The sequence below is a fragment of the Streptococcus oralis genome (genome assembly GCF_006175905.1).
In the GTDB taxonomy this organism is placed as follows: Bacteria; Bacillota; Bacilli; order Lactobacillales; family Streptococcaceae; genus Streptococcus; species Streptococcus oralis_BG.
In genome coordinates this window covers 246358-270177 of the sequence record NZ_SSNB01000003.1, presented here as the reverse complement: position 1 = coordinate 270177, position 23820 = coordinate 246358, and the positions used below count along the sequence as shown (strand labels likewise).

Genomic DNA, 23820 nt, shown 5'->3' with positions numbered 1-23820 from the left:
AGCAGAGTTGGATTTTAATCCAACTCTGTTTTTATGTATTCTAATAGCTCTTCTAGATTTTCAAGAGTGACTTTGGCGAACTGATAAGGACAGGCTTCCAAATAAGCTTTCTCAAAAAAGTCTAGTTTGAGTGAGCTGTGTTTCAAACTGGCAATCTTAGGATAGTGTCTCAAATCAAGCAAAAGGCCATCGTGTAGAGGATAGTGGGGCAAGGGACAGGAGTTTTCTTCAAGCACTTCCTTAATCTGAACCTGATAGTTCTCTTGAAGGCTCAGTCTGGCCAGTCGATTTTTTTCAAATAACTGGCTATCAATGTAAAGAGAAAGAGCCTTTTGCATGATGAGATTGCTGTCATAGTCCAGGATATTTTTGTAGGAAACAAAGGCCTCTTTTAGGGCATTTGGGAGAATGAGAGCGGTAATACGAAGGGCTGGAAAGAGACTGGTTGAGAAGGACTTGATATAAATGACCCGATCTTCAGTATCCAGATAGTGGAAGGTTTGGCCCTTCCTAGGATCTAGGTCCCCTAAATAGTCATCCTCTACGATGTAAACACCATACTGGTTTGCTAGATCCAGAATAGCCTTTTTTTCCTGATCAGAATAGGAATGACCTAGGGGATAGTGGAAGCGAGGAATGGTATAGAAAAACTTGATTTTCCCAGATTTGAACTGTTTTTCCAGTTCTTCAAGGGCAATGCCATCAATACGGCGTTCAATGGTCTGGTAGGCCAATCCTTGAGCGACCAAGAGACGATTCATTCGGTGGTAAGTCGGTTGTTCGACTAAAATCTCCTCTCCCTCGCTCGGAAAGTTAATCTGAGAAAGGATAAAGAGAGCTTGCTGGGTACCAGATGTTAGAACCAGTTGGTCGGGTTTGCAGTAGAGGGCTTGGTTGAAAAGAAGTTGATGGACAGATTGTCTGAGTTCCTCAAGGCCTTCTTGGTTATCATAGTAGTTGAAGAGGTAGTTTTCTCGACCTATCAGGGTTTCGTTGACGCAGAGTCGGAAGTCGTCATAGGCACTGGCATGTTCGTCAGTGACTTCGATTTCCAAGTCTTGGTGCTGTCCTTGTTCCAGAACATAGTAGCCACTTTGGGGTTTGGCATAGAGGTATTGTTCATGGCGTAATTCCAGCAAGGCTCGTTGGATAGTGTCCTTGCTACAGTGGAAGTCTTGGCTCAGTTGACGGATGGAGGGAAGCCGGCTACCTGTTGGAAATTTTCCTGATTCGATACCTTTTTTGAGAAAGGAAACGACTGCTTGGTATTTACTTTCTTTCTTCATTCCAGACCTCCGTTGATTTTGTTACATTGTACCTTTTTTTTGCCTCCTTTGCAATGGGAAAAGCATTTCTCCCTTTCACAACTAGGAGCAAATGTGGTATACTTAGAAAGTATAATGATTCATTGAAAAGAAGATAAGAAAGAGAATGGATAGAAAAGTGCAGGAACCGGTAAAATTATTTCAATACAATACTCTAGGTGCCCTAATGGCTGGTCTCTATGGCGGAACCATGACAGTGGGAGAATTGCTGGAGCATGGTGACCTTGGTTTGGGAACCCTTGATTCGATTGATGGAGAGTTGATTGTCCTTGATGGCAAGGCTTATCAAGCCAAGGGATCTGGTCAAACGCCTGAAATCGTCGAGGTGGCAGCGGATGCTCTTATTCCCTATGCAGCAGTGGTCCCTCATCAAGCAGAAGTGATTTTTCGTCAGCGCTTTGAGATGACGGACAGGGAATTGGAAAAGCGAATTGAGTCCTACTATGATGGGGAAAATCTTTTTCGTTCCATCAAGATTCATGGCGAATTTTCACAAATGCACGTACGGATGATTCCCAAATCCACACCTGATACCAAGTTTGCTGATGTCGCGACACACCAACCTGAATATAGCCGTGAAAATGTATCGGGAACTATTGTTGGATTTTGGACACCGGAGATTTTCCATGGGGTGAGTGTTGCAGGCTATCATTTGCATTTTATCTCAGATGACTTGACCTTTGGTGGTCATGTGATGGACTTTGTTATCAAAGAAGGAATGATTGAGGTTGGGGCAGTCGACCAGTTGGACCAACGTTTTCCAGTCCAAGATCGCCAGTATTTATTTGCCAAATTTAACGTTGACGAGATGAAGAAAGATATTGATAAGTCAGAATAGGAGAAAAAGATGACAGTACATATTATCCTTACCATGATCGCTTTAGTTCTCATTCTAGTAGGTGGAACTTGGTATGCCAAAAAACGGTTTAAAATCTCTCTTGCAGTGATGGGCTTGGGGGCAATCGCATTTTTTGTTTCTTCTCAAGTGTTAGAGAAGATGGTTCACCTTCTGATACTCCATCCGCAAAAAGATGGAACCATTCCGCTTATGCAGGAGCAGCCTTTCTTATACGTCCTTTATGGGATTGCCATGGCAGCCCTCTTTGAGGAAACAGCTCGCCTTGTCTTTTTTAAATGGTTGGAGAAAAAGAGAAAGCTAGAAGATCGAGATGCTTTGGCTTATGGTTTGGGACATGGGGGCTTGGAGATGCTCTATCTCGGAATGGGAAGCTTGATTGGTTTGTTGATCCTCTTTTCAGTCATCCAGTCTTCAAATACTGATGTGGCTAATCTTCTTCCAAAGACTACACTCGAAATGGTTCAGTCTCTTTCTGTATGGCAGGTTTATTTACTAGGAGTTGAGCGTGTACTTGCCCTAGTTCTCCAAATCGGTCTTTCCATCTGGGTTTACCAAAGTGTTAGCCAAAAGAAATGGATCTATCTCTTTGCTGCCTATGGTTTGCACGCCTTGTTTGACTTGGCTCCAGCTCTATCTCAAGTGGGCTGGATTGCAAATCCGCTTCTAGTTGAGTTCATTCTTCTCGCAGAACTTTTAGTCTTTATCTGGCTAACCAAATCTACATTTTGGAAAAAATCATAAAAAGAGGGGTGACCTCTTTTTTTATGTAAAGATAAAACAAGCTCTTTTTATGGTCGTCAAATGTCTCTAAAAATGGTATAATGGAATGAATTTTGAAAAAGGAAGAGTGACATGTCAGTAAAAGAAAAAATGCTTGAAATCCTAGAAGGAATCGATATTCGTTTTAAGGAACCTTTGAAGACCTATACCTATACAAAGGTAGGAGGTCGAGCGGATTATCTAGTTTTGCCACGCAATCGCTATGAGATGGCCCGTGTCGTCCAATTTGCCAATCAAGAGAATATTCCCTGGATGGTGCTTGGGAATGCCAGCAATATCATTGTTCGTGAAGGTGGAATCCGTGGTTTTGTCATCTTGTGTGATAAGCTTAATAACGTTTCGGTTGATGGCTATACCATCGAAGCAGAAGCTGGAGCTAACTTGATTGAAACGACACGTATTGCCCTCCGTCATAGTTTGACTGGTTTTGAGTTTGCTTGTGGGATTCCAGGGAGCGTCGGTGGAGCTGTCTTTATGAATGCGGGTGCCTACGGAGGAGAGATTGCTCATATCTTGCAGTCTTGTCAAGTTTTGACCAAGGAAGGGGAAATCGAGACCTTGTCAGTCAAGGACTTGGCTTTTGGTTACCGTCATTCAGCTATTCAGGATTCTGGGGCCATTGTCTTGTCAGCTAAATTTGCCTTAGCTCCAGGAAATCATCAGGTTATCAAGCAAGAAATGGATCGCTTGACGCACCTACGTGAACTCAAACAACCTCTAGAATACCCATCATGTGGGTCAGTCTTTAAGCGTCCAGTGGGGCATTTTGCAGGACAGTTGATTTCAGAGGCTGGCTTGAAAGGCTATCGTATCGGTGGTGTGGAAGTATCTGAAAAACACGCAGGTTTCATGATCAATGTTGCTGACGGAACGGCCAAAGACTATGAAGACTTGATCCAATCTGTTATCGAAAAAGTCAAGGAACACTCAGGTGTCACTCTTGAAAGAGAAGTCCGAATCTTGGGTGAGAAGGAATAAGGTTGGGGTAGAAAAGCTGCTGCTATAACCATTGTAAAGGGGGTGAAAGCCTATCGTCAGTGAAGATGTATGTAGGCAGTTTAATCTCCTACACGAGGTAGTAGCGGCCTGACAGAGCCATGATCTGTTAATTTATGAAAAAGAAGGAATTTATGACAATTGAAAAAACCAATTATTGAATTCAAAAACGTCTCTAAAGTTTTTGAAGACAGCAACACCAAGGTTCTCAAAGACATTAACTTTGAGTTAGAAGAAGGGAAATTTTACACTCTTTTGGGCGCATCTGGTTCAGGAAAATCAACCATCCTGAACATCATTGCAGGTTTACTGGATGCGACGACAGGAGATATTTTGCTGGATGGGGTACGGATCAACGACATCCCAACCAACAAGCGAGACGTCCATACTGTTTTCCAATCCTATGCCTTGTTTCCACATATGAATGTGTTTGAAAATGTTGCCTTTCCACTCCGCTTGCGTAAAATCGACAAGAAAGAAATCGAGCAACGTGTAGCGGAAGTTCTCAAGATGGTTCAGTTGGAAGGTTATGAGAAGCGTTCTATCCGTAAACTCTCTGGAGGACAACGTCAGCGTGTGGCTATTGCCCGTGCCATCATCAACCAACCTCGTGTGGTCTTGCTAGATGAGCCTCTATCAGCCCTAGATTTGAAATTAAGAACAGACATGCAGTACGAATTGCGTGAACTGCAACAACGATTGGGCATTACCTTTGTCTTTGTAACTCACGATCAAGAAGAAGCTCTGGCTATGAGTGATTGGATTTTCGTTATGAATGATGGGGAAATCGTCCAGTCTGGTACTCCTGTAGATATCTACGACGAGCCAATCAACCACTTTGTTGCCACCTTTATCGGTGAGTCCAACATCTTGCCAGGAACCATGATTGAGGACTACTTGGTCGAGTTTAACGGCAAACGCTTTGAAGCGGTCGATGGTGGGATGAAGCCAAATGAACCTGTTGAGGTTGTTATTCGTCCAGAAGACTTGCGTATTACCCTTCCTGAAGAAGGCAAGCTCCAAGTTAAGGTGGATACCCAGCTTTTCCGTGGTGTTCACTACGAGATTATCGCCTATGACGAGCTTGGAAATGAATGGATGATCCACTCAACTCGTAAGGCCATCGTTGGTGAGGAAATCGGTCTGGACTTTGAACCGGAAGACATCCATATCATGCGTCTCAATGAAACTGAAGAAGAGTTCGATGCTCGTATTGAAGAATACGTAGAAATCGAAGAGCAAGAAGCAGGTCTGATTAACGCGATCGAGGAGGAAAGAGATGAAGAAAACAACCTCTAAACTCTTTGTAGTGCCCTACATGCTTTGGATTGTCCTCTTTGTTCTCGCACCCTTGGTCTTGATTTTTGGGCAATCCTTTTTCAACATTGAAGGCCAGTTTAGTTTAGAAAACTATAAATCTTACTTTGCGTCACAAAACTTGACCTATCTTAAGATGAGCTTCAATTCTGTACTCTATGCGGGGATTGTGACCCTAGTGACTCTTTTCATCAGTTATCCAACAGCCCTCTTTTTGACCCGTCTCAAGCACCGTCAACTCTGGCTTATGCTGATTATTCTGCCAACCTGGATCAATCTGCTCCTTAAGGCCTATGCCTTTATCGGGATTTTTGGTCAGAATGGCTCTATTAACCAATTTTTGGAATTTATCGGAATCGGTTCGCAACAGTTGCTATTTACGGATTTCTCCTTTATCTTTGTCGCAAGCTACATCGAGCTTCCTTTTATGATTTTGCCGATTTTCAATGTCTTGGACGATATGGACAACAATCTCATCAATGCTAGTTACGACCTGGGTGCAACCAAGTGGGAGACTTTCCGTCATGTCATCTTCCCTCTGTCTATGAACGGTGTGAGAAGTGGAGTTCAATCCGTCTTTATCCCAAGTTTGAGTCTCTTCATGCTGACACGTTTGATTGGTGGGAACCGCGTGATCACCTTGGGGACAGCCATTGAGCAGAACTTCCTGACAAATGATAACTACGGTATGGGTTCTACCATCGGTGTGATCCTCATCCTGACCATGTTTCTCACCATGTGGGTGACCAAGGAAAGGAGAGAACGATGAAAAAATTTGCCAATCTCTACCTAGCCTTTGTCTTTATCATCCTCTATTTGCCAATTTTTTACTTGATTGGCTATGCCTTTAATGCTGGCGATGATATGAACAGCTTTACTGGTTTTGGCTTGAACCATTTTCAAACCATGTTTGGGGATGGCCGTCTCATGTTGATCCTCACCCAAACCTTTTTCTTGGCCTTTCTGTCAGCCTTGATTGCGACCATTATCGGGACTTTTGGTGCTATTTATATCTACCAGTCTCGTAAGAAATACCAAGAAGCTTTTCTATCACTCAATAATATCCTCATGGTTGCGCCTGACGTTATGATTGGTGCCAGCTTCTTGATTCTCTTTACCCAGCTGAAGTTTTCACTTGGCTTTTTGACGGTCCTATCTAGTCATGTGGCCTTTTCCATCCCAATCGTGGTCTTGATGGTCTTGCCTCGTCTCAAGGAAATGAATGATGACATGATCCATGCGGCCTATGACTTGGGAGCCAGCCAGTTTCAGATGTTTAAGGAAATCATGCTTCCTTATCTGACTCCGTCTATCATTGCAGGTTATTTCATGGCCTTCACCTATTCGCTGGATGACTTTGCTGTGACCTTCTTCGTAACGGGAAATGGCTTTTCAACCCTGTCAGTCGAGATTTACTCTCGCGCTCGGAAGGGGATTTCGCTAGAAATCAATGCCCTGTCTGCACTTGTCTTTCTCTTTAGTATTATCCTGGTTGTTGGTTATTACTTTATCTCACGTGAGAAGGAGGAGCAAGCATGAAAAAACTCTATTCATTTTTAGCAGGAATTGTAGCCATTATCCTTGTCTTGTGGGGAATTGCTCATCATCTAGATAGTAAAATCAACAGTCGAGATAGTCAAAAACTGGTTATCTACAACTGGGGAGACTACATTGATCCCGAACTCTTGGAGAAATTCACAGAAGAAACAGGAATCCAAGTCCAGTATGAGACCTTTGACTCCAACGAAGCCATGTATACCAAGATTAAGCAAGGGGGAACGACCTACGATATTGCCATCCCAAGTGAGTACATGATCAACAAGATGAAGGATGAAGATCTCTTGGTTCCTCTTGATTATTCAAAAATTGAAGGCATCGAGAATATCGGACCAGAGTTCCTCAACCAGTCTTTTGACCCGGGCAATAAATTCTCCATCCCGTACTTCTGGGGGACCTTGGGAATTGTCTACAATGAAACCATGGTAGAGGAGGCGCCTGAGCATTGGGATGACCTCTGGAAGCCAGAATATAAGGATTCCATCATGCTCTTTGATGGGGCGCGTGAGGTGCTGGGACTCGGGCTTAACTCGCTCGGTTACAGCCTTAACTCCAAGGATCCTCAACAGTTGGAAGAAACGGTAGACAAGCTCTACAAACTGACTCCAAATATCAAAGCCATTGTGGCGGACGAGATGAAGGGTTACATGATTCAGAACAACGCTGCTATCGGTGTGACTTTCTCTGGAGAAGCCAGCCAGATGTTGGAGAAAAATCCTAACCTCAAGTATGTCGTTCCGACTGAGGCCAGCAATCTCTGGTTTGATAACATGGTCATTCCAAAAACCGTGAAAAACCAAGATGCCGCCTATGCCTTTATCAACTTTATGCTGAAACCCGAAAATGCTCTGAAAAATGCGGAGTATGTAGGCTACTCAACACCAAACCTACCAGCCAAGGAAATGCTCCCAGAGGAGACTCGTGAGGACAAATCCTTCTATCCAGACGCTGATACTATGAAACACTTGGAAGTTTATGAGAAGTTTGATCATAAATGGACAGGAAAATACAGCGACCTCTTCCTACAGTTTAAAATGTATCGGAAGTAGTGATAGTAACGAAACGAATCAGTCAAGCTGGTTCGTTTTTGTGAAAATAGAAAGTAATTTTTTATGAGCGATTATTTACGAAATATGATATTCTATATTTAAAATATTAGAATATGTAGTTAGGATAATGAAACATGAAGTTTAATTACAATGTCTCGTGAAAAATATTAATTGATAAAAATAAGGAAAAGAAAGATTTAATGGATAAAACTGGGATCTCACCAACAACTATTTCAAAAATGGTAAAAGGGGAGTCTGTTTTTCTAGGACTTCTTGGAAAAATTTGTAGGGAACTAGACAGTGATATTGGAGATATCATTACGATTGAAAAATTTTATTTGGAGGATAATTAAATGGATAGTTCATATAATGCATTGGAGTACAATAAACTTGTTAGTTTCATCTGGTCTGTTGCAGATGACTGTTTGCGAGATGTATACGTTCGAGGAAAATACCGGGATGTTATTCTTCCCATGACTGTTATTCGCCGTTTTGATACTATTATCGAAAAAGAAAAAGCGAATATTATGAAAATTAAAGAGACAGCAGAACAAGAAGGATGGGATGTTGAAAAAACATTGGCAACAGCTGTGAACTTGCCATTTTACAACACATCACAATTTCAGCTGAAAGATTTAAAACACGAAACAAACCGTCAAAATCTTAAGAAAAATTTTGAGGAATATTTGAATGGATTCTCAGAAAATGTAAAGGAGATCTTACAAAAGTTTGATTTCAATAATCAACTGACCAAGATGACAGAAGCAGGCATTCTAGGTTCTGTGATTGAAAAATTCACATCATCAGAATTAAATCTTAGTCCTTATGATGAATTGAATTCACAAGGTGAAGTGATAAAAAAAGGGTTAGATAACCATGCTATGGGAACACTTTTTGAAGAGTTGATTCGTAAGTTTAACGAGGAAAATAACGAGGAAGCTGGGGAACACTTTACTCCTCGTGATGTTATTGAATTGATGGCTGATATCGCTGTTGTACCGATTCTTGATAAGTTGAAAGATGGGACATATTCTATCTATGATGGGGCCTGTGGAACACTTGGAATGGCTACAGTAGCAGAAGAAAAACTTCAAACTTTTGCTCAAGAAACAGGTAAATCTCTATCAATTCACATGTTTGGACAAGAGGTCAATCCAGAAACTTATGCTATCTCTAAAGCCGACTTGCTGATCAAGGGTGGGGACACCAATGCAAATAAAGTTTTCTATGGTTCAACCCTATCTTATGACCAAACTTCGGGTGAGCACTTTGACTTTATGCTCTCGAATCCACCTTATGGGAAGAACTGGAAAACAGATCTCACTATCTTGGGTGGAGGAACAGACGATAAAGCTAAAAAAAGTGTGATGGATTCACGTTTTGTCAAATCTTACAAAGAACAAGAAGACTTCCGTATGCTTCCAGATGTCAGTGATGGACAGTTGCTATTCTTGTTAAATAATATATCTAAGATGAAAGAGACAGAATTAGGCTCTCGCATTCTTGAAGTTCATAATGGTTCAGCTCTCTTCGCCGGTGATGCAGGCAGTGGAGCAAGTAATGCCCGTCGGTATATGATTGAAGAAGATCTTATCGAAGCTATTATTCAGTTGCCAGAGAATATATTCTATAACACACCAATTACAACGCATATCTGGATTCTCAACAATCGTAAAGAAGAAAAACGTAAAGGCAAAATCCAACTAATTGATGCTAGAAGTATTAAGACGTCCTTACGGAAGAACCTTGGTAAGAAAAACTGTGAACTCTCAGAAGAGGATCGTCTTTTCATTCTTGATGAATACCTCAACTTCCAAGAAAGTGAGTACTCCAAAATTTTCAATAATGAAGAATTTGGATACTACAAGGTGACAGTGGAGCGCCCGCTTAGACAAGCTGTTCTTTGCAATCAAGCGAATCTTCAACAATTAGAAGCGACATTAACAGCAGTCGGTGCCTTAGAAGGCAACCTCGATAAGGATAAATTATCCAAGAGTGGACTTAAAGATACGAAAGGCGCTCTTTCAGAACTCAAAAATACCGAGAATATCAAGGCATACTGGGATGTATTAAAATCTCTTGAGCGAGAAAATCTTTACCTTGACTATGCTAAATTCAAGGAGAAATTCACTAAAGCTCTTAAAGCCTATAGCCTCAAAGGTGCTAGCTTAACAAAGGCACTATCAACAGGCATGTTAGACAATATCCTTATCATTGATGAAAAAGCGGAGGTACAAACAGACAGTAAAGGTAATGTTATAATTGATACGAATTTGACAGATACAGAAAACATCCCGTTAACCTATGAAGGCGGTATCGATGCTTTTATCGCACAAGAAGTGCTACCATATCATCCAGATGCTTTTGTCAATACAGAAAAGACACAAATTGGTTATGAGATAAACTTCACCAAGTACTTCTACAAACCAAAACAATTAGAAAGTGTCGAAATCATTATTACTCGAATCAAAGAATTAGAAAAACAAACAGATAGTATGATGGCAAGCGTCTTGGAGGGATTGTATGAATAAGTACGAACGGTATAAAAAAGTAGATTTACCTTGGTTGGAGGAAGTGCCAGAGCATTGGGCAGTCGCTCCTATTTCCCATGTTTTTGAAGAGAGAAAAGAAATAAATCAAAATGGAGACATTAAGTTTATTTTGTCTGTTATGAAGAACAGAGGAGTTATACCTTATACAGAAAAAGGCAATGTTGGTAATAAGGCTTCAGAAAATATTGAAAGTTATAAGATAGTCTATCCGAATGATATGGTTTTTAATTCGATGAACATGATGATTGGATCATTAGGTAAGTCAAAATATAAAGGTGTATTAAGTCAGGTTTATTATGTTTTACGCCTGATAAATGAAAGTGAGCATAATATAGACTATCTGAACTATTTATTTCAAGTTAAACCTTTCTATGAATCTTTTAGAGTTCTGGGAAAGGGAATTTTAGACCATAGGCTTCGAGTGCCAATGCAGATGTTAAAATATGAAAAAGTAATTCTTCCTCCTCTATTAGAACAGAGGCAAATTGCTGCTTATCTGGACTGGAAAATTAATGAGATTGACCGGTTGATTGCTGTGGAGAAAGAAAAAACTGCTCAGTTAAAAATTTACAAACAAAAATTTATTGATAACGCTATAAATAATTTGGTGGATCCATTCATTCCGTTAAGAGAAATATTTTCTTTTGGGAAAGGGTTGAGTATTACTAAAGAAAATTTAGGGGAAAATGGAATAAGATGTATTAGCTATGGAGAAATTCATCGAGGATTTAGGTTTAGTTTTATATCCAATGATAAACGATTAAAGGGATTGGAAAAGAGTGATGATGTTTCAATATCTAAATCAGCTATCTTGGAGCAAGGAGACTTCATTTTTGCTGATACCTCTGAAGATTTAATTGGATGCGGAAATTTTTCTTTTCTCGAAGAAAAAAATACAGAAGTTTACGCAGGATATCATACTATTGTGGGTAAAAGAAAACAGAATTTTAATTCTAAATATCTTGCTTATTATTTTGAAAGTGAAACTTGGAGAGAACAAGTTAGAAAACAAGTTAAAGGTATAAAAGTATTTAGTATTACTCAATCCATTCTAAAGGCTACAAAAGTACAAATTCCTAATTTGGAACAACAATTTGATATGGTTATTACGTTAGATTCGATTACAGAAAAAACTGAAAATTTATTGAGAAGCATTCAATTAAATATATCTAACTTGGAATCCCTCAAACATTCCCTCATCTCCGAAGTGGTTACAGGTAAGATAGATGTTCGCAATGTTGTCATTCCATCTTATGAAAAAGTAGGCATTAGTGTTTCAACAGGCGAAGAAGAAATCGAAGAATAGGAGGTACCTTATGGGAATATGGGATACTAAAATGGAAGCTGAGTTAGAAAAGAATATTATTGATTATCTTGTGGAGAAAAACGGATATATCTATATTGATAATAATGAGATGAAAGATGCTTATAATCGCAAGTATGCATTTGATGAAGTGAGGTTGTTAGAGTTTATTCAGAAATCACAACCAAGTGAGTATGAGATTTTATCTCTCGATACAGTAGATGGGAAGGATAAATTCTTCAAGCAACTCGATCATAAAATTCGTAAGGAAGGAATTGTATCTGTCCTTAAAAACGGAATTAAGTGTTACCCTTCATCAGGAACGATTATCTTTTATCATGCATTAGATCCTAAGCGACAAAGCTCATACGAAGAGTTTAAGACTAATATCTTTGCCGTTACTAACCAACTGACTTATTCTGACAAGAATCGAGGGTTGGAGTTGGATCTAGCGATTATGATCAATGGTTTGCCAATTATGACAATGGAGCTTAAGAGTCGTGCCTCTAGCTCAGGATGGACATATAAAGACGCTGAAGAACAATACAAGAATGACCGTGATGCTAAGGAAACATTATTTACCTTCAAACGATGTATGGCGCATTTTGCAGTTGATGAGAACTTCATCAGCTTTACGACCAGGATAGATGGACAAAATACTCGTTTCATGCCTTTTAACAAAGGAACAGAAGCTGGAGGGTCTGGGAATCCTGTCAATCCATCAGGGACTATGACAGACTATCTCTGGAAAGAGTTCTTGAAGAAAGAGACGTTAACAAGTCTCGTTCGTGACTTCGCTTATGTTTCAGTGGATAAAGTTAAACATACTGAGGCACTGATTTTTCCACGTTATCATCAGTATCGGGCAGTGACTCGATTGGTAGAGGATGTAAAAGAGCATGGTGTTGGGAACCGTTATTTGATTCAACATAGTGCCGGTAGCGGAAAGAGTAATTCCATCACATGGCTTGCTTATCGTCTTGTAGAAGTGAGCTATGATGATAAGAAGGCTTTTGACTCTGTGATTGTTGTGACAGACCGATTGAATTTGGATAAGCAAATTGAAGCGAATATTCGTAAGTTTATTGATGAGAAGAGTATTGTTGGTCATGCTAATACATCGACAGATTTGAAAAATTTATTGACGGATGGTAAAAAAATCATCATTACCACTGTACAAAAGTTTCCTTATCTCCTAGAGAAGATTGGAACAGACTTACAAGGAAGAAACTTTGCGATTATCATTGATGAAGCTCATTCTTCTCAAAGTGGTAAAGCTGCTGCTTCTCTCAATATGGCAGTCTCAGGAGGCCTTTCGACAGATGATAAAGATATGGAAGATCATTTGAATGAACTCATTGAAGCAAGAAAGATGCCCAAGAATGCGAGCTTCTTTGCCTTTACAGCAACTCCAAAAGCTAAAACAATTGAAATGTTTGGCAGTGTCTTTGATCTCTACTCTATGAAACAAGCAATTGAAGAAGGTTTTATCTTAGATGTTTTAAAGAACTATACGCATTATGAAAACTATTATAAGGTCTATAAAACTATAGAAAGCAATCCTGATTTTGATAAAAAGAAATCCCAATATAAAATCCGAAACTATGTTGAGGGGCAAGAGTTTCCGATTCGTGAAAAAGCAGAAGTAATGGTTAATCATTTTCTGACTACGGTTGCCCCAAAAATAAATGGAAAAGCAAAAGCGATGATTATCACGCAAAGTATTCTTCGTGCAATTGAGTACTATCAAATTATTAGCGATATATTGAAACGTTCGAACACAGGTTTTGAGGCAGTAATTGCTTTTTCAGGAGAAAAAGAGTACAAAGGTAAGATTGTTACGGAAACTAGTTTGAATGGATTTTCGGATAAAGAAACACCAGAACGATTTAAAGAAGATAAGTACAAATTTTTGATTGTTGCGGATAAATATCAAACGGGATATGATGAGCCACTTCTTCATACCATGTATGTTGATAAAGTGTTGAATGATGTTAAGGCTGTTCAAACATTATCTCGTCTGAATAGAAGTGCTAAATATAAAATTGATACTTGTGTGATTGACTTTGCAAATAAACCAGAACACATTCAAGAAGCTTTCCAACCTTATTATCGTGAAACGAAATTGGAAGAAGAAACTGACCCAAATAAACTTTATAATATGTTAGGTATGCTTGATGGAATGTATGTTTATGAGGAGGATGAAGTAGATAAAGTTGTAGAACTATTCCTAGAAAATTGTTCAAGAAATATGATTGATAATATCATTGATACAGTTGTAGAACGATATAATGCATTAACTGAGGAAGAGCAAGTAGTGTTCAAGAGTGGAGTTAAATCTTTCATTAGAACCTACAATTTTATAGCTTCCATTCTTCCGATTGGTCAAGTGGAATGGGAAAAGAAAGTCATTTTCTTTGAGCAGTTAATTCATCGGCTACCAACACCTAAAGGTGAGGATTTTTCACAGGGGATCTTGGATTCTATTGACTTGGAAAGCTACCGTTTGGAAAAGAAAAAAACAATGGATATCATTTTAGAGGATGAAGATGGAACTGTTGAAGGGTTAGGTATTGGTACAGGTAGAAAAGGACAATTAGAACTAGATTCACTTGAAAATATCATTATGACTTTTAATGATGTCTATGGTAATATCGAATGGAAAGATAAGGATAATGTCGCTCGTCAAATTAAAGAGTTACCAGATATGGTTATGAAAAATGATAAGTTTAGAAATGCTTTAAAAAATTCAGATATAGAAAATATTAAACGGGAGTATAAAACAGCATTAAGTGATGTCTTTCGAATAATCATGCTGGATAATATGGAATTATTTGGGCAATGGACAAATAATTCCGATTTCAGTGAATGGCTAAGTGGTATGATTTTTGATGAGATAATGAAAAAACAGAAAAGATAACAGGTATTGACAATATAGCAGACGATGCAGGATAAGGATGGAGAAAAATGAAACAAAAAGATTTTCAAACAATAATCAATAAGAATTTTAAGCATATTCCAGATTCTCTAATTAATTTAAGTGATGTTAATGAATGTGAATTTTTAGCGGATAAATTATCATTTATGGGATATGGCCAAAATGCTGAAGGATATTTTGGACATAAAAATGTACCTAATCCATCACAAAAATTTCATCTTGAACAAGCATTTTTTGCAGTTAAATTTGACAATGCAGAAAATAACATCGATAAGGAATTCATTAAAGACTGCAAATTTTATGGCATTAGATGCCCTCAGTTGATTCTGTGGATTGCAGAGATTGTACAAATACCAGAATCGGTTTTAAAAGATGCTTATAATTATATAGTTAAAGCTGAAGATGAATTATTTCATAAAAAAGGGATAAAGAAAGGCTTGCTTGGAGCTGATAAGTATTGGGAAACAATGACACAAAATTCAAATATTACCCTTAGTGAATTTAAAACAAAACTCAAATACCCAGAAATATGTAAAATCATTAAATCAGCAAATAATTGGGAAGAAATTATTTCAAATTGTCAGAAATTAGATTTCAAAAATTAGACTATTTTTACCTTATTAAATAATACTGTGAGAAACAGTAATTATTATTTAAAAGCGGCTAATAAATTATAGAATATATGTTTCTCCTTTTCACTCAATATGGTACACTTTTTAAGTATAGAAATTCTACAAATTTCTTTCATAGAGGAATTTTGAAATGTAGTAAAACCCTTATCTATCAAACTAGGTCTTAAGAAAGCTCGTAAAGATGGCCAGTTCTCAAAATGTTAAGAACTAGAAACAATACAGCATTGATAACACTTCATGGTTCATACCATGGGGTAGAAGACAATTTTTACAGCTCTATCTTTTTCTATTCTATTTGCTTATTATATTGCTTAATAGTATACTAAATTTATCTATATGGAAAGCGGTAACAAATAATGAAAATGTCTACATTTTTCAGAAAAAGTTTTTGGCCAACCTTTTTGACTGTTAACCAAATAGCTATGCTACTCCATTTAAAGGATGGCTTGGATCGACAATACCTAACAACTGATTCCATACATTTGGTGATAGGATACTTTATATTTGCAAATATTTTCGTAGCTGTCTTTAGTAATTCGAAAACTTGGGATAAAAGTTGGGATAAAAAGAGTGATAGCAGTAAGAAAAAATATATTCTGAAAAAGTAATCAAAGATACAGGGAATTGGTCTGATTCAACGGAGACGATTCCCAGTTGACGCAGAACTCAAAAAACGATATAATAAGAAAGTTGAGAATTGATTTTCACTTGTCTTAGTCCAGAGAAATGGCGGTGCTGCGAGCCATCTAAGCTAGGAAATCATGCTACTCAATCAGACAATTGCATAAGATTAAGAGAATGACAAGTTCATTGAATGAAGGTGGTACCGCGGTTTTTCGCCCTTCGTGATATGGACTTGTCTTTTGATTTTTGGAGGTGTTTATGAAGACATTTCTCGTGAAACAAAAGTTTCGTCTTGGGGGCGAACGCTTCGATATTAAGGATGATAGAGGAGTAGTGAACTATCAGGTGGAGGGATCTTTCTTCCAAATTCCTAAGACCTTTACCATCTATGACGCCTATGGTGAGCAGGTCAGTGAAATCAGTAAAGAATTTTTCACCTTGCTTCCTCGCTTTAACATTCAGCTACGGGACGGGTCAAATTTCGTCATTCGTAAGAAGTTTACTTTCTTTCGAGATAAGTATGAGTTTGATAATCTGGGGCTTCGTATCGAGGGCAATATCTGGGATTTGAATTTCAAATTGCTGGATGATCGTGACCAAGTGATTGCTGAGATTCGGAAAGAGATTTTTCATTTAACCTCGACTTACACCGTAACCGTCTATGAAGACTCTTATGCAGACCTAGTTATTTCCCTCTGTGTCGCGATTGACTATGTGGAAATGCTGGAAAGCCAATCAAATTAAACAAGTAAATAAGGAGATATTATGAAACAACTATCTAGTGCTCAAGTACGCCAAATGTGGCTAGATTTCTGGGCAAGCAAAGGCCACTCTGTAGAACCATCAGTCAGCTTGGTTCCTGTAAATGACCCAACTCTTTTGTGGATTAACTCTGGGGTAGCAACCCTTAAGAAATACTTTGACGGAACCATTATCCCTGAAAATCCACGTATTACCAATGCCCAAAAAGCCATCCGTACGAACGATATTGAAAATGTAGGGAAGACTGCGCGTCACCATACCATGTTTGAAATGTTGGGGAACTTCTCTATCGGGGATTACTTCCGTGATGAAGCTATCACTTGGGCTTATGAGCTTTTGACAAGTCCTGAATGGTTTGACTTTCCAGCTGAAAAACTCTACATGACCTACTATCCAGATGATAAAGATTCTTACAACCGCTGGATTGAAGTAGGAGTGGACCCAAGCCACTTGATTCCAATCGAAGACAACTTCTGGGAAATCGGTGCAGGACCTTCTGGACCTGATACAGAAATCTTCTTTGACCGTGGAGAAGCATTTGACCCAGAAAATATCGGTCTTCGCCTGCTTGCAGAGGATATCGAAAACGACCGTTACATCGAAATCTGGAACATCGTTTTGTCACAATTTAACGCAGACCCTGCTGTACCTCGTAGTGAGTACAAGGAATTGCCACACAAGAATATTGATACGGGTGCTGGTTTGGAGCGTTTGGTGGCAGTTATCCAAGGGGCGAAGACAAACTTTGAAACAGACCTCTTCATGCCGATCATCCGTGAAGTTGAGAAATTATCTGGTAAGGTCTACGACCAAGATGGCGACAACATGAGCTTCAAGGTCATCGCTGACCACATCCGTTCCCTTTCATTTGCCATCGGTGATGGCGCTCTTCCAGGAAATGAAGGTCGTGGTTATGTACTTCGTCGTCTTCTCCGTCGTGCTTCCATGCATGGTCAAAAATTGGGTATCAACGAGCCTTTCCTTTACAAACTCGTTCCAACTGTTGGAAAAATCATGGAAAGCTACTACCCAGAAGTGCTTGAAAAACGTGACTTTATTGAGAAAATCGTTAAAAGTGAGGAAGAGTCATTTGCCCGTACCCTTCACTCAGGTCAACACTTTGCCCAAAGCATTGTAGCAGACTTGAAAGAAAAAGGTCAATCTGTCATCGCTGGTTCAGATGTCTTCAAACTCTACGATACTTATGGATTCCCAGTAGAGTTGACAGAAGAAATCGCTGAAGAAGCGGGTCTGACTGTTGACCGTGAAGGTTTTGAAGCTGCCATGAAAGAGCAGCAAGAACGTGCGCGTGCGTCAGCTGTCAAAGGTGGCTCAATGGGAATGCAAAATGAAACCCTTCAAAACATTACAGTGGAAAGTGTCTTCAACTACAATGCCAGCCAATTGCCTTCTAAGTTGGTGGCTATCGTAGCGGACAATGCTGAAGTAGAAGCTGTATCTGAAGGAACTGCCTCTCTTATCTTTGCAGAGACTCCATTCTACGCTGAAATGGGTGGACAAGTTGCGGACCACGGTCAAATCTTGGACGCTGCTGGAAATGTCGTGGCTACTGTGACAGATGTTCAAAAAGCACCAAACGGCCAAGCTCTTCATACTGTTGAAGTTCTTGCACCACTTGCTTTGAACCAAGAATACACATTGGCCATCGATACCAACCGTCGTCACCGTGTCATGAAGAACCATACGGCGACTCACTTGCTCCATGCGGCCCTTCACAATATCCTTGGCCACCATGCAACTCAAGCAGGTTCACTTAATGAAGTAGAATTCCTCCGCTTTGACTTCACCCATTTCCAAGCCGTAACTCCAGAAGAATTGCGTGCTATTGAGCAACAAGTCAATGAGAAGATCTGGGAAGCCATCGCAGTGGAAACTGTTGAGACAGATATTGACACGGCTAAAGAAATGGGAGCTATGGCCCTCTTTGGTGAGAAATATGGTAAAGAAGTCCGCGTTGTGACCATCGGTGACTACTCTATTGAGCTTTGTGGTGGTACCCACGTTGGCAACACTTCTGAGATTGGCCTCTTCAAGATTGTCAAAGAAGAAGGAATCGGATCAGGAACTCGCCGTATCTTGGCAGTAACTGGTAAGGAAGCCTTTGAAGCTTATCGCGAACAAGAAGATGCTCTGAAAGCAGTAGCAGCAACCTTGAAAGCACCTCAACTCAAGGAAGTACCTCACAAAGTCGAAGGACTTCAAGAGCAACTCCGCCAATTGCAAAAAGAAAATGCAGAGTTGAAGGAAAAAGCCGCAGCCGCAGCTGCAGGTGATGTCTTCAAGGATGTGAAGGAAGTCAACGGACACCGTTACATTGCTAGTCAAGTTTCTGTATCAGATGCCGGTGCCCTTCGTACCTTTGCGGATAACTGGAAACAAAAAGACTACTCTGATGTGCTTGTCCTAGTTGCCGCTATCGGTGACAAAGTCAATGTTCTTGTAGCTAGCAAGACAAAAGATGTGCATGCAGGAAATCTTGTCAAAGAATTGGCTCCAATCGTCGATGGACGTGGTGGTGGTAAACCAGACATGGCCATGGCAGGAGGAAGCAACCAAGCGAAAATTCAAGAACTCTTGGATGCAGTAGCAGGTAAATTGTAAGACAATAAAGATCTATCCATTTGGGTAGGTCTTTTTGCCTACTTAAAAAGCCAAATCCGCTTGGATTTGACTTGTAACTGATAGGTTTATTTTGTTGCCCAAACACTGACTGAACCCGCTGCTACTGGAAATTCTCCATAACCTTCAGCGTTGATTGTAACTTGTGCTGGATGATTTTCAAGGAGGTCAACAAAGGTTTGGTCAGCCCATTCTTGCCCGACAAACATAGATTTGCTGTTTTCTTGGTCATTTGAGATGAGGACAGCGATTGGAGATTGATGTTCAGCACCTGAACGAACCCAACCGATACAGTTGGCATCGTCAAAGTAGTCTGTTTGCTCCCCATATGCCCTGTCTTTTCGGATGGCTAGGAGACGATCAAGAACTTCTCTGAAATCTTGTTGAGCAAATTGCCCTGAAATGCCGTAATAGTCTCCGTAAAAGACACATGGAAGACCATCTTGGCGTAATAGAATGAGGGCATAGGCTGCTGGCTTGAACCATTCTTCAACAGTAGACTCAAGGGCTTGTCCTCGTTGGGTATCATGGTTGTCAACGAAAGTGACTGCTTTGTCAGGCTTGAGTTCAACCAAGCTATCTGTGAAAATGTTACGAAGGTCGTAACTTGCTCCAGCTTGACTGGCTTCAAAGAGGTTCTGGTGGAGACGAACATCGACAAGATCAAAGCGTTCTTCTGTTTTCTCGAGATAGTCTAGATTGGCTTCTTTGTCTGGGTTCCAAAATTCACCAAAAACATAGAAATCTTGACCGTATTTTTCCTTCATATCACGGATGAAATTGCCCATAAAGAAGGAGTCAATGTGCTTAACGGCATCCAAGCGGAAACCAGCTACACCAGTCGTTTCCATGAACCAGTCAGCCCAGTCATAGATGTTTTGGATGACTTCGGGATGCTTAAAGTCTAGGTCAGCATACATGAGGTAGTCGTAGTTACCGTTTTCGTTATCGACCAATTCCTCATTTGCCCAACCTTTATTGTCTCCTTGGATCAGGTAAATACCAGACTTACGGCGTTTGGCATCGTAGTCTGTACCTGTGAAGTGGTACCAGTGCCAGTGGAAGTCATTGTAGGTATCTTGGCGACCATCGAAAGTAAAGTGAGTCCAGCCATTGATAGTAAAGGGCTCGCTTAGTTGAACGGTACGATCCTCAGGGTCCACTTCAATAACCTGAAAGGCTTCCATATGATCGGCAGCAGCCTTGTGATTGAGCACCACATCGGCCATGGGTTGAATTCCCTGTGCTTTTAGGGCTTGAATGGCTTGAAGATAGTCTTCTTTAAACCCATACTTGGTACGGACAGTTCCTTTTTGGTGAAATTCGCCTAGGTCAAAAAGATCGTAAACACCATAGCCGACGTCTTTTTCGTTGGTTGCCTTGAAGGCAGGTGGCATCCAGACGTGGCTAATCCCCAGATGAGCTAGGTGCTCTGCGTCATTTGTCAGTCGAGCCCAGTGTTGGCCGTCGTGAGGCAGATACCATTCAAAGTATTGCATAAGTGTCTGATTTTGCATTGTTTTTCCTCTTGCTTATCAATGTTGTGTTTTATTCTACCATAAAGTTTAGAACTAGGCAAACGTTTGCGCAAGATTCTATACTCATTTCTGTTTTTGTCTATTTTTAGCGAATAGAATCTCTCTTTCCATTATAAGGGAAAGGATGTTTTGGTGGGAAAGTAAATGGCATATACTTATTTGAACAAAAATGACACTCAGTAAACTAAAGTACAAATGGTTAAACGGTTTCTTTTTTGAGAATTGTCACAAAATTTGCTATAATAGTAGCTATGAATAGAATTAGGGTCAGCAGACGTGTTGAAAAAAAGCTAGCTAAGGGTCTAGTTCTTTTGGAAGCGAGTGATTTAACAGATATTGAACTGACAGATCAGGCAGTAGAAGTTCTTAGTCAAGACGGGAAGTTTTTAGGGAGCGCCTATCTTTCTCAACAGAATAAGGGAATCGGTTGGTTCATCAGCAAGGAAAAGGTTGGTTTCAATCAAGCCTTTTTTGAAATCCTGTTTCGTAAGGCTAAGGAAGCTAGAAAGCCTTATTATCAAGATGACTTGACCACTGCCTTTCGCCTTTTTAACCAAGAGGGGGATGGTTTTGGTGGTCTGACTGTTGATCTCTATGGAGATTATGCTGTTTTTTCTTGGTACAACTCCTTTGTTTACCAAATTCGTGAGCTAATCGTAAAGGCTTTTAAGGAAGTTTTTCCTGAGGTCTTGGGGGCTTATGAGAAGATTCGTTTTAAAGGTCTAGACTACGAGTCTGCCTATGTTTATGGTGAGGAAGCGCCAGATGATTTTACTGTTCTTGAGAATGGCGTGCTCTATCAAGTCTTTATGAATGATGGCTTGATGACAGGAATTTTCCTAGATCAGCATGAGGTTCGTGGGAGTCTGGTTGACGGTCTAGCCATGGGCAAATCCTTGCTCAATATGTTTTCCTATACGGCTGCCTTTTCAGTTGCTGCAGCTATGGGAGGTGCGAGTGAGACGACTTCTGTCGACTTGGCCAAACGGTCTAGAGAGCTGTCAGAGGCTCATTTTCAAGCAAATGGACTCAGCACGGACAATCATCGTTTTATCGTCATGGATGTCTTTGAGTACTTTAAGTATGCCAAGCGAAAAGGCTTGACCTATGATGTGATTGTGCTTGATCCGCCGAGTTTTGCTCGAAATAAAAAACAAACTTTCTCTGTAGCTAAGGACTATCACAAGTTGATTTCCCAGAGTCTAGAGATTTTAAATCCGGGAGGGATTATCATTGCCAGTACTAATGCTGCCAATGTTTCCCGCCAGAAATTTACAGAACAAATTGATAAAGGTTTTGCAGGAAGAAGGTATCAGATTTTAAACCAATATGGTCTTCCAGCAGACTTTGCCTATAATAAAAAAGATGAAAGCAGTAATTACCTCAAGGTGATTAGTATGAAGGTTAGTAGATGAAATTAATCGTTTCAGTAATGCCAAGAAGTTTAGAAGAAGCGCAAGAACTGGATGCCACTAGGTATGAAGAGGCCGATATCATTGAGTGGCGTGCGGACTTTCTTACAAAGGACGCTATTTTACAGGTAGCACCCGCTATCTTTGAGAAATTTGCAGGACGCGAACTTGTCTTTACCCTTCGGACTCGCGCTGAGGGAGGAGAAATCGAACTGTCCTCTGAGGAGTATGTTCAAATCATCAAGGAAGTCACTCAACTTTATCAACCAGACTATGTGGATTTTGAGTACTTCAGCTACAAGGATGTTTTTGAGGAAATGTTGGATTTTCCAAATCTCGTATTGAGCTATCATAATTTCCAGGAGACACCTGAAAACATGATGGAGATTTTGTCTGAGTTGACCAGTCTCTCTCCAAAAGTAGTCAAGGTATCAGTTATGGCCCATACGGAGCAGGATGTTTTAGACCTGATGAACTACACACGAGGATTTAAAACACTCAATCCTGAGCAAGAATACGTAACCATTTCCATGGGGAAAATGGGCAAGGTATCACGCATTACTTCAGATGTGACGGGTTCGAGTTGGTCATTTGCTAGTCTGGATGAAGCGAGTGCCCCAGGTCAGATTTCTCTATCAAACATGAAAAAAATTAGGGAGATTTTGGATGAAGCTTGATGGCTATACGCGTTTAGCTGCAGTTGTTGCAAAACCCATCAAACACTCTATTTCACCCTTCATCCATAATAGGGCCTTTGAGGCGACAGCTACCAATGGTGTCTATGTGGCTTGGGAGATTGAAGCGGGTGACTTGGCAGAAACAGTCGCCAATATTCGCCGTTATCAGATGTTTGGAATCAACCTGTCTATGCCTTATAAGGAGCAAGTACTTCCTTTTCTGGATGAGTTGAGTGATGAGGCTCGTTTGATTGGGGCGGTCAATACTGTTGTCAATCATAATGGCACTTTAATTGGATATAATACAGATGGCAAGGGATTCTTTAAGAGCTTGCCTTCTTTTACAATCTCGGATAAGAAAATGACCATTCTGGGAGCAGGGGGCGCGGCCAAATCAATTTTGGCGCAAGCTATTTTGGATGGCGTCAGTCAGATTTCGGTCTTTGTTCGTTCAGTTTCTACGGAAAAAACAAGACCTTATCTAGACAAGTTGCAGGAGCGAACGGGCTTTAAAGTGAATTTGTACGCTTTAGAAGATACTTCTGAACTGCAATCAAGGATTGCTGAGTCGGATCTGCTCGTCAATGCGACCAGTGTAGGGATGGATGGCCAGTCGTCGCCAGTTCCAGAAAGTATCAATTTGCCAGAGGCTCTCTTGGTCGCAGACATCATTTACCAACCTTTTGAGACACCATTTTTGAAATGGGCTAGAAGCCAGGGCAATCCAGCTGTCAATGGTCTGGGAATGTTGCTCTATCAAGCTGCTGAAGCTTTTCAACTGTGGACAGGTAAAGAAATGCCGACAGACGAGATTTGGCAGTCCTTAACAGAAAAATATAAATAGTGAAAAGGAGACCCT

The 23820-nt window shown here is 40.2% G+C and carries 20 protein-coding genes; 18 read left to right on the top strand and 2 right to left on the bottom strand.

The features are described 5' to 3' along the window. Positions 1–14 precede the first annotated feature (14 nt). On the bottom strand, positions 15–1286 hold the full coding sequence (locus E7Y33_RS07135; RefSeq protein ID WP_139690066.1) for an aminotransferase-like domain-containing protein: 1272 nt from the start codon (positions 1284–1286) through the stop codon (positions 15–17). A 145-nt stretch (positions 1287–1431) separates the two neighbouring features. Between E7Y33_RS07135 and budA the strand changes: the two genes are divergently transcribed. From budA to alaS, 15 genes are all read left to right on the top strand, one after another. Next, positions 1432–2163, top strand: a complete 732-nt coding sequence (budA, locus tag E7Y33_RS07130; protein ID WP_139690065.1) for an acetolactate decarboxylase — start codon at positions 1432–1434, stop codon at positions 2161–2163. Positions 2164–2172: 9 nt separating this feature from the next. Next, the gene (locus E7Y33_RS07125; protein WP_139690064.1) at positions 2173–2925 is read left to right on the top strand and encodes a YhfC family intramembrane metalloprotease; all 753 of its coding nucleotides are present in this window, start codon (positions 2173–2175) and stop codon (positions 2923–2925) included. A gap of 111 nt (positions 2926–3036) precedes the next feature. Further along, the gene (gene murB / locus E7Y33_RS07120) at positions 3037–3942 is read left to right on the top strand and encodes a UDP-N-acetylmuramate dehydrogenase (RefSeq protein WP_139690063.1); all 906 of its coding nucleotides are present in this window, start codon (positions 3037–3039) and stop codon (positions 3940–3942) included. A gap of 159 nt (positions 3943–4101) precedes the next feature. Beyond that, entirely contained in the window at positions 4102–5259 is a 1158-nt protein-coding gene (locus tag E7Y33_RS07115) for an ABC transporter ATP-binding protein (protein WP_000742901.1), read from the top strand. Continuing rightward, positions 5240–6046 carry an ABC transporter permease gene (locus E7Y33_RS07110; protein WP_139690062.1) on the top strand — a complete coding sequence of 269 codons (807 nt, stop codon included), beginning with the start codon at positions 5240–5242 and terminating at the stop codon, positions 6044–6046. Before E7Y33_RS07115 ends, E7Y33_RS07110 begins: the two co-directional genes overlap by 20 nt. Next, positions 6043–6816, top strand: coding sequence for an ABC transporter permease (locus tag E7Y33_RS07105; RefSeq protein ID WP_084864894.1), 774 nt, complete (start codon positions 6043–6045; stop codon positions 6814–6816). Before E7Y33_RS07110 ends, E7Y33_RS07105 begins: the two co-directional genes overlap by 4 nt. After that, a complete protein-coding gene (locus E7Y33_RS07100; RefSeq protein WP_139690061.1) occupies positions 6813–7883 on the top strand; it encodes an ABC transporter substrate-binding protein in 1071 nt (356 codons plus the stop codon). Before E7Y33_RS07105 ends, E7Y33_RS07100 begins: the two co-directional genes overlap by 4 nt. 164 nt (positions 7884–8047) lie before the next feature. Further along, positions 8048–8236 (top strand): helix-turn-helix domain-containing protein, encoded by a 189-nt coding sequence (locus E7Y33_RS07095; RefSeq protein WP_272914043.1) that lies wholly within the window; start codon positions 8048–8050, stop codon positions 8234–8236. Then, positions 8237–10414, top strand: coding sequence for a type I restriction-modification system subunit M (locus E7Y33_RS07090; RefSeq protein WP_139690060.1), 2178 nt, complete (start codon positions 8237–8239; stop codon positions 10412–10414). Beyond that, positions 10407–11741 (top strand): restriction endonuclease subunit S, encoded by a 1335-nt coding sequence (locus E7Y33_RS07085; protein WP_139690059.1) that lies wholly within the window; start codon positions 10407–10409, stop codon positions 11739–11741. The genes E7Y33_RS07090 and E7Y33_RS07085 overlap by 8 nt, the downstream gene beginning before the upstream one ends. Positions 11742–11751: 10 nt before the next feature. Further along, positions 11752–14658 (top strand): type I restriction endonuclease subunit R, encoded by a 2907-nt coding sequence (locus tag E7Y33_RS07080; RefSeq protein ID WP_139690058.1) that lies wholly within the window; start codon positions 11752–11754, stop codon positions 14656–14658. A gap of 47 nt (positions 14659–14705) precedes the next feature. Continuing rightward, entirely contained in the window at positions 14706–15281 is a 576-nt protein-coding gene (locus E7Y33_RS07075) for a hypothetical protein (protein WP_139690057.1), read from the top strand. 383 nt (positions 15282–15664) lie between these two features. Further along, positions 15665–15916 carry a hypothetical protein gene (locus tag E7Y33_RS09580; RefSeq protein WP_139690056.1) on the top strand — a complete coding sequence of 84 codons (252 nt, stop codon included), beginning with the start codon at positions 15665–15667 and terminating at the stop codon, positions 15914–15916. A gap of 274 nt (positions 15917–16190) precedes the next feature. After that, on the top strand, positions 16191–16676 hold the full coding sequence (locus E7Y33_RS07065) for an LURP-one-related/scramblase family protein (RefSeq protein WP_139690055.1): 486 nt from the start codon (positions 16191–16193) through the stop codon (positions 16674–16676). A 21-nt stretch (positions 16677–16697) separates the two neighbouring features. Further along, entirely contained in the window at positions 16698–19316 is a 2619-nt protein-coding gene (alaS, locus tag E7Y33_RS07060) for an alanine--tRNA ligase (RefSeq protein ID WP_139690054.1), read from the top strand. Positions 19317–19402: 86 nt separating this feature from the next. Here alaS and E7Y33_RS07055 read toward each other — a convergent pair whose 3' ends face one another. Then, complete coding sequence (locus tag E7Y33_RS07055; RefSeq protein ID WP_129313212.1) at positions 19403–20851, bottom strand: alpha-amylase; 1449 nt, start codon at positions 20849–20851, stop codon at positions 19403–19405. A 272-nt stretch (positions 20852–21123) separates the two neighbouring features. On the opposite strand from E7Y33_RS07055, the gene E7Y33_RS07050 reads away from it, so the two are divergent. Genes E7Y33_RS07050 through E7Y33_RS07040 form a run of 3 tightly spaced genes read left to right on the top strand, consistent with a single transcriptional unit; the run spans position 21124 to position 23805 of the window. Then, positions 21124–22287: a class I SAM-dependent rRNA methyltransferase gene (locus tag E7Y33_RS07050; protein ID WP_161976052.1), complete on the top strand. Its 1164-nt coding sequence runs from the start codon at positions 21124–21126 to the stop codon at positions 22285–22287. Beyond that, positions 22284–22961: a type I 3-dehydroquinate dehydratase gene (gene aroD, locus E7Y33_RS07045; protein WP_000767782.1), complete on the top strand. Its 678-nt coding sequence runs from the start codon at positions 22284–22286 to the stop codon at positions 22959–22961. Before E7Y33_RS07050 ends, aroD begins: the two co-directional genes overlap by 4 nt. Then, a complete protein-coding gene (locus E7Y33_RS07040) occupies positions 22951–23805 on the top strand; it encodes a shikimate dehydrogenase (protein ID WP_139690053.1) in 855 nt (284 codons plus the stop codon). Before aroD ends, E7Y33_RS07040 begins: the two co-directional genes overlap by 11 nt. Positions 23806–23820 lie beyond the last annotated feature (15 nt).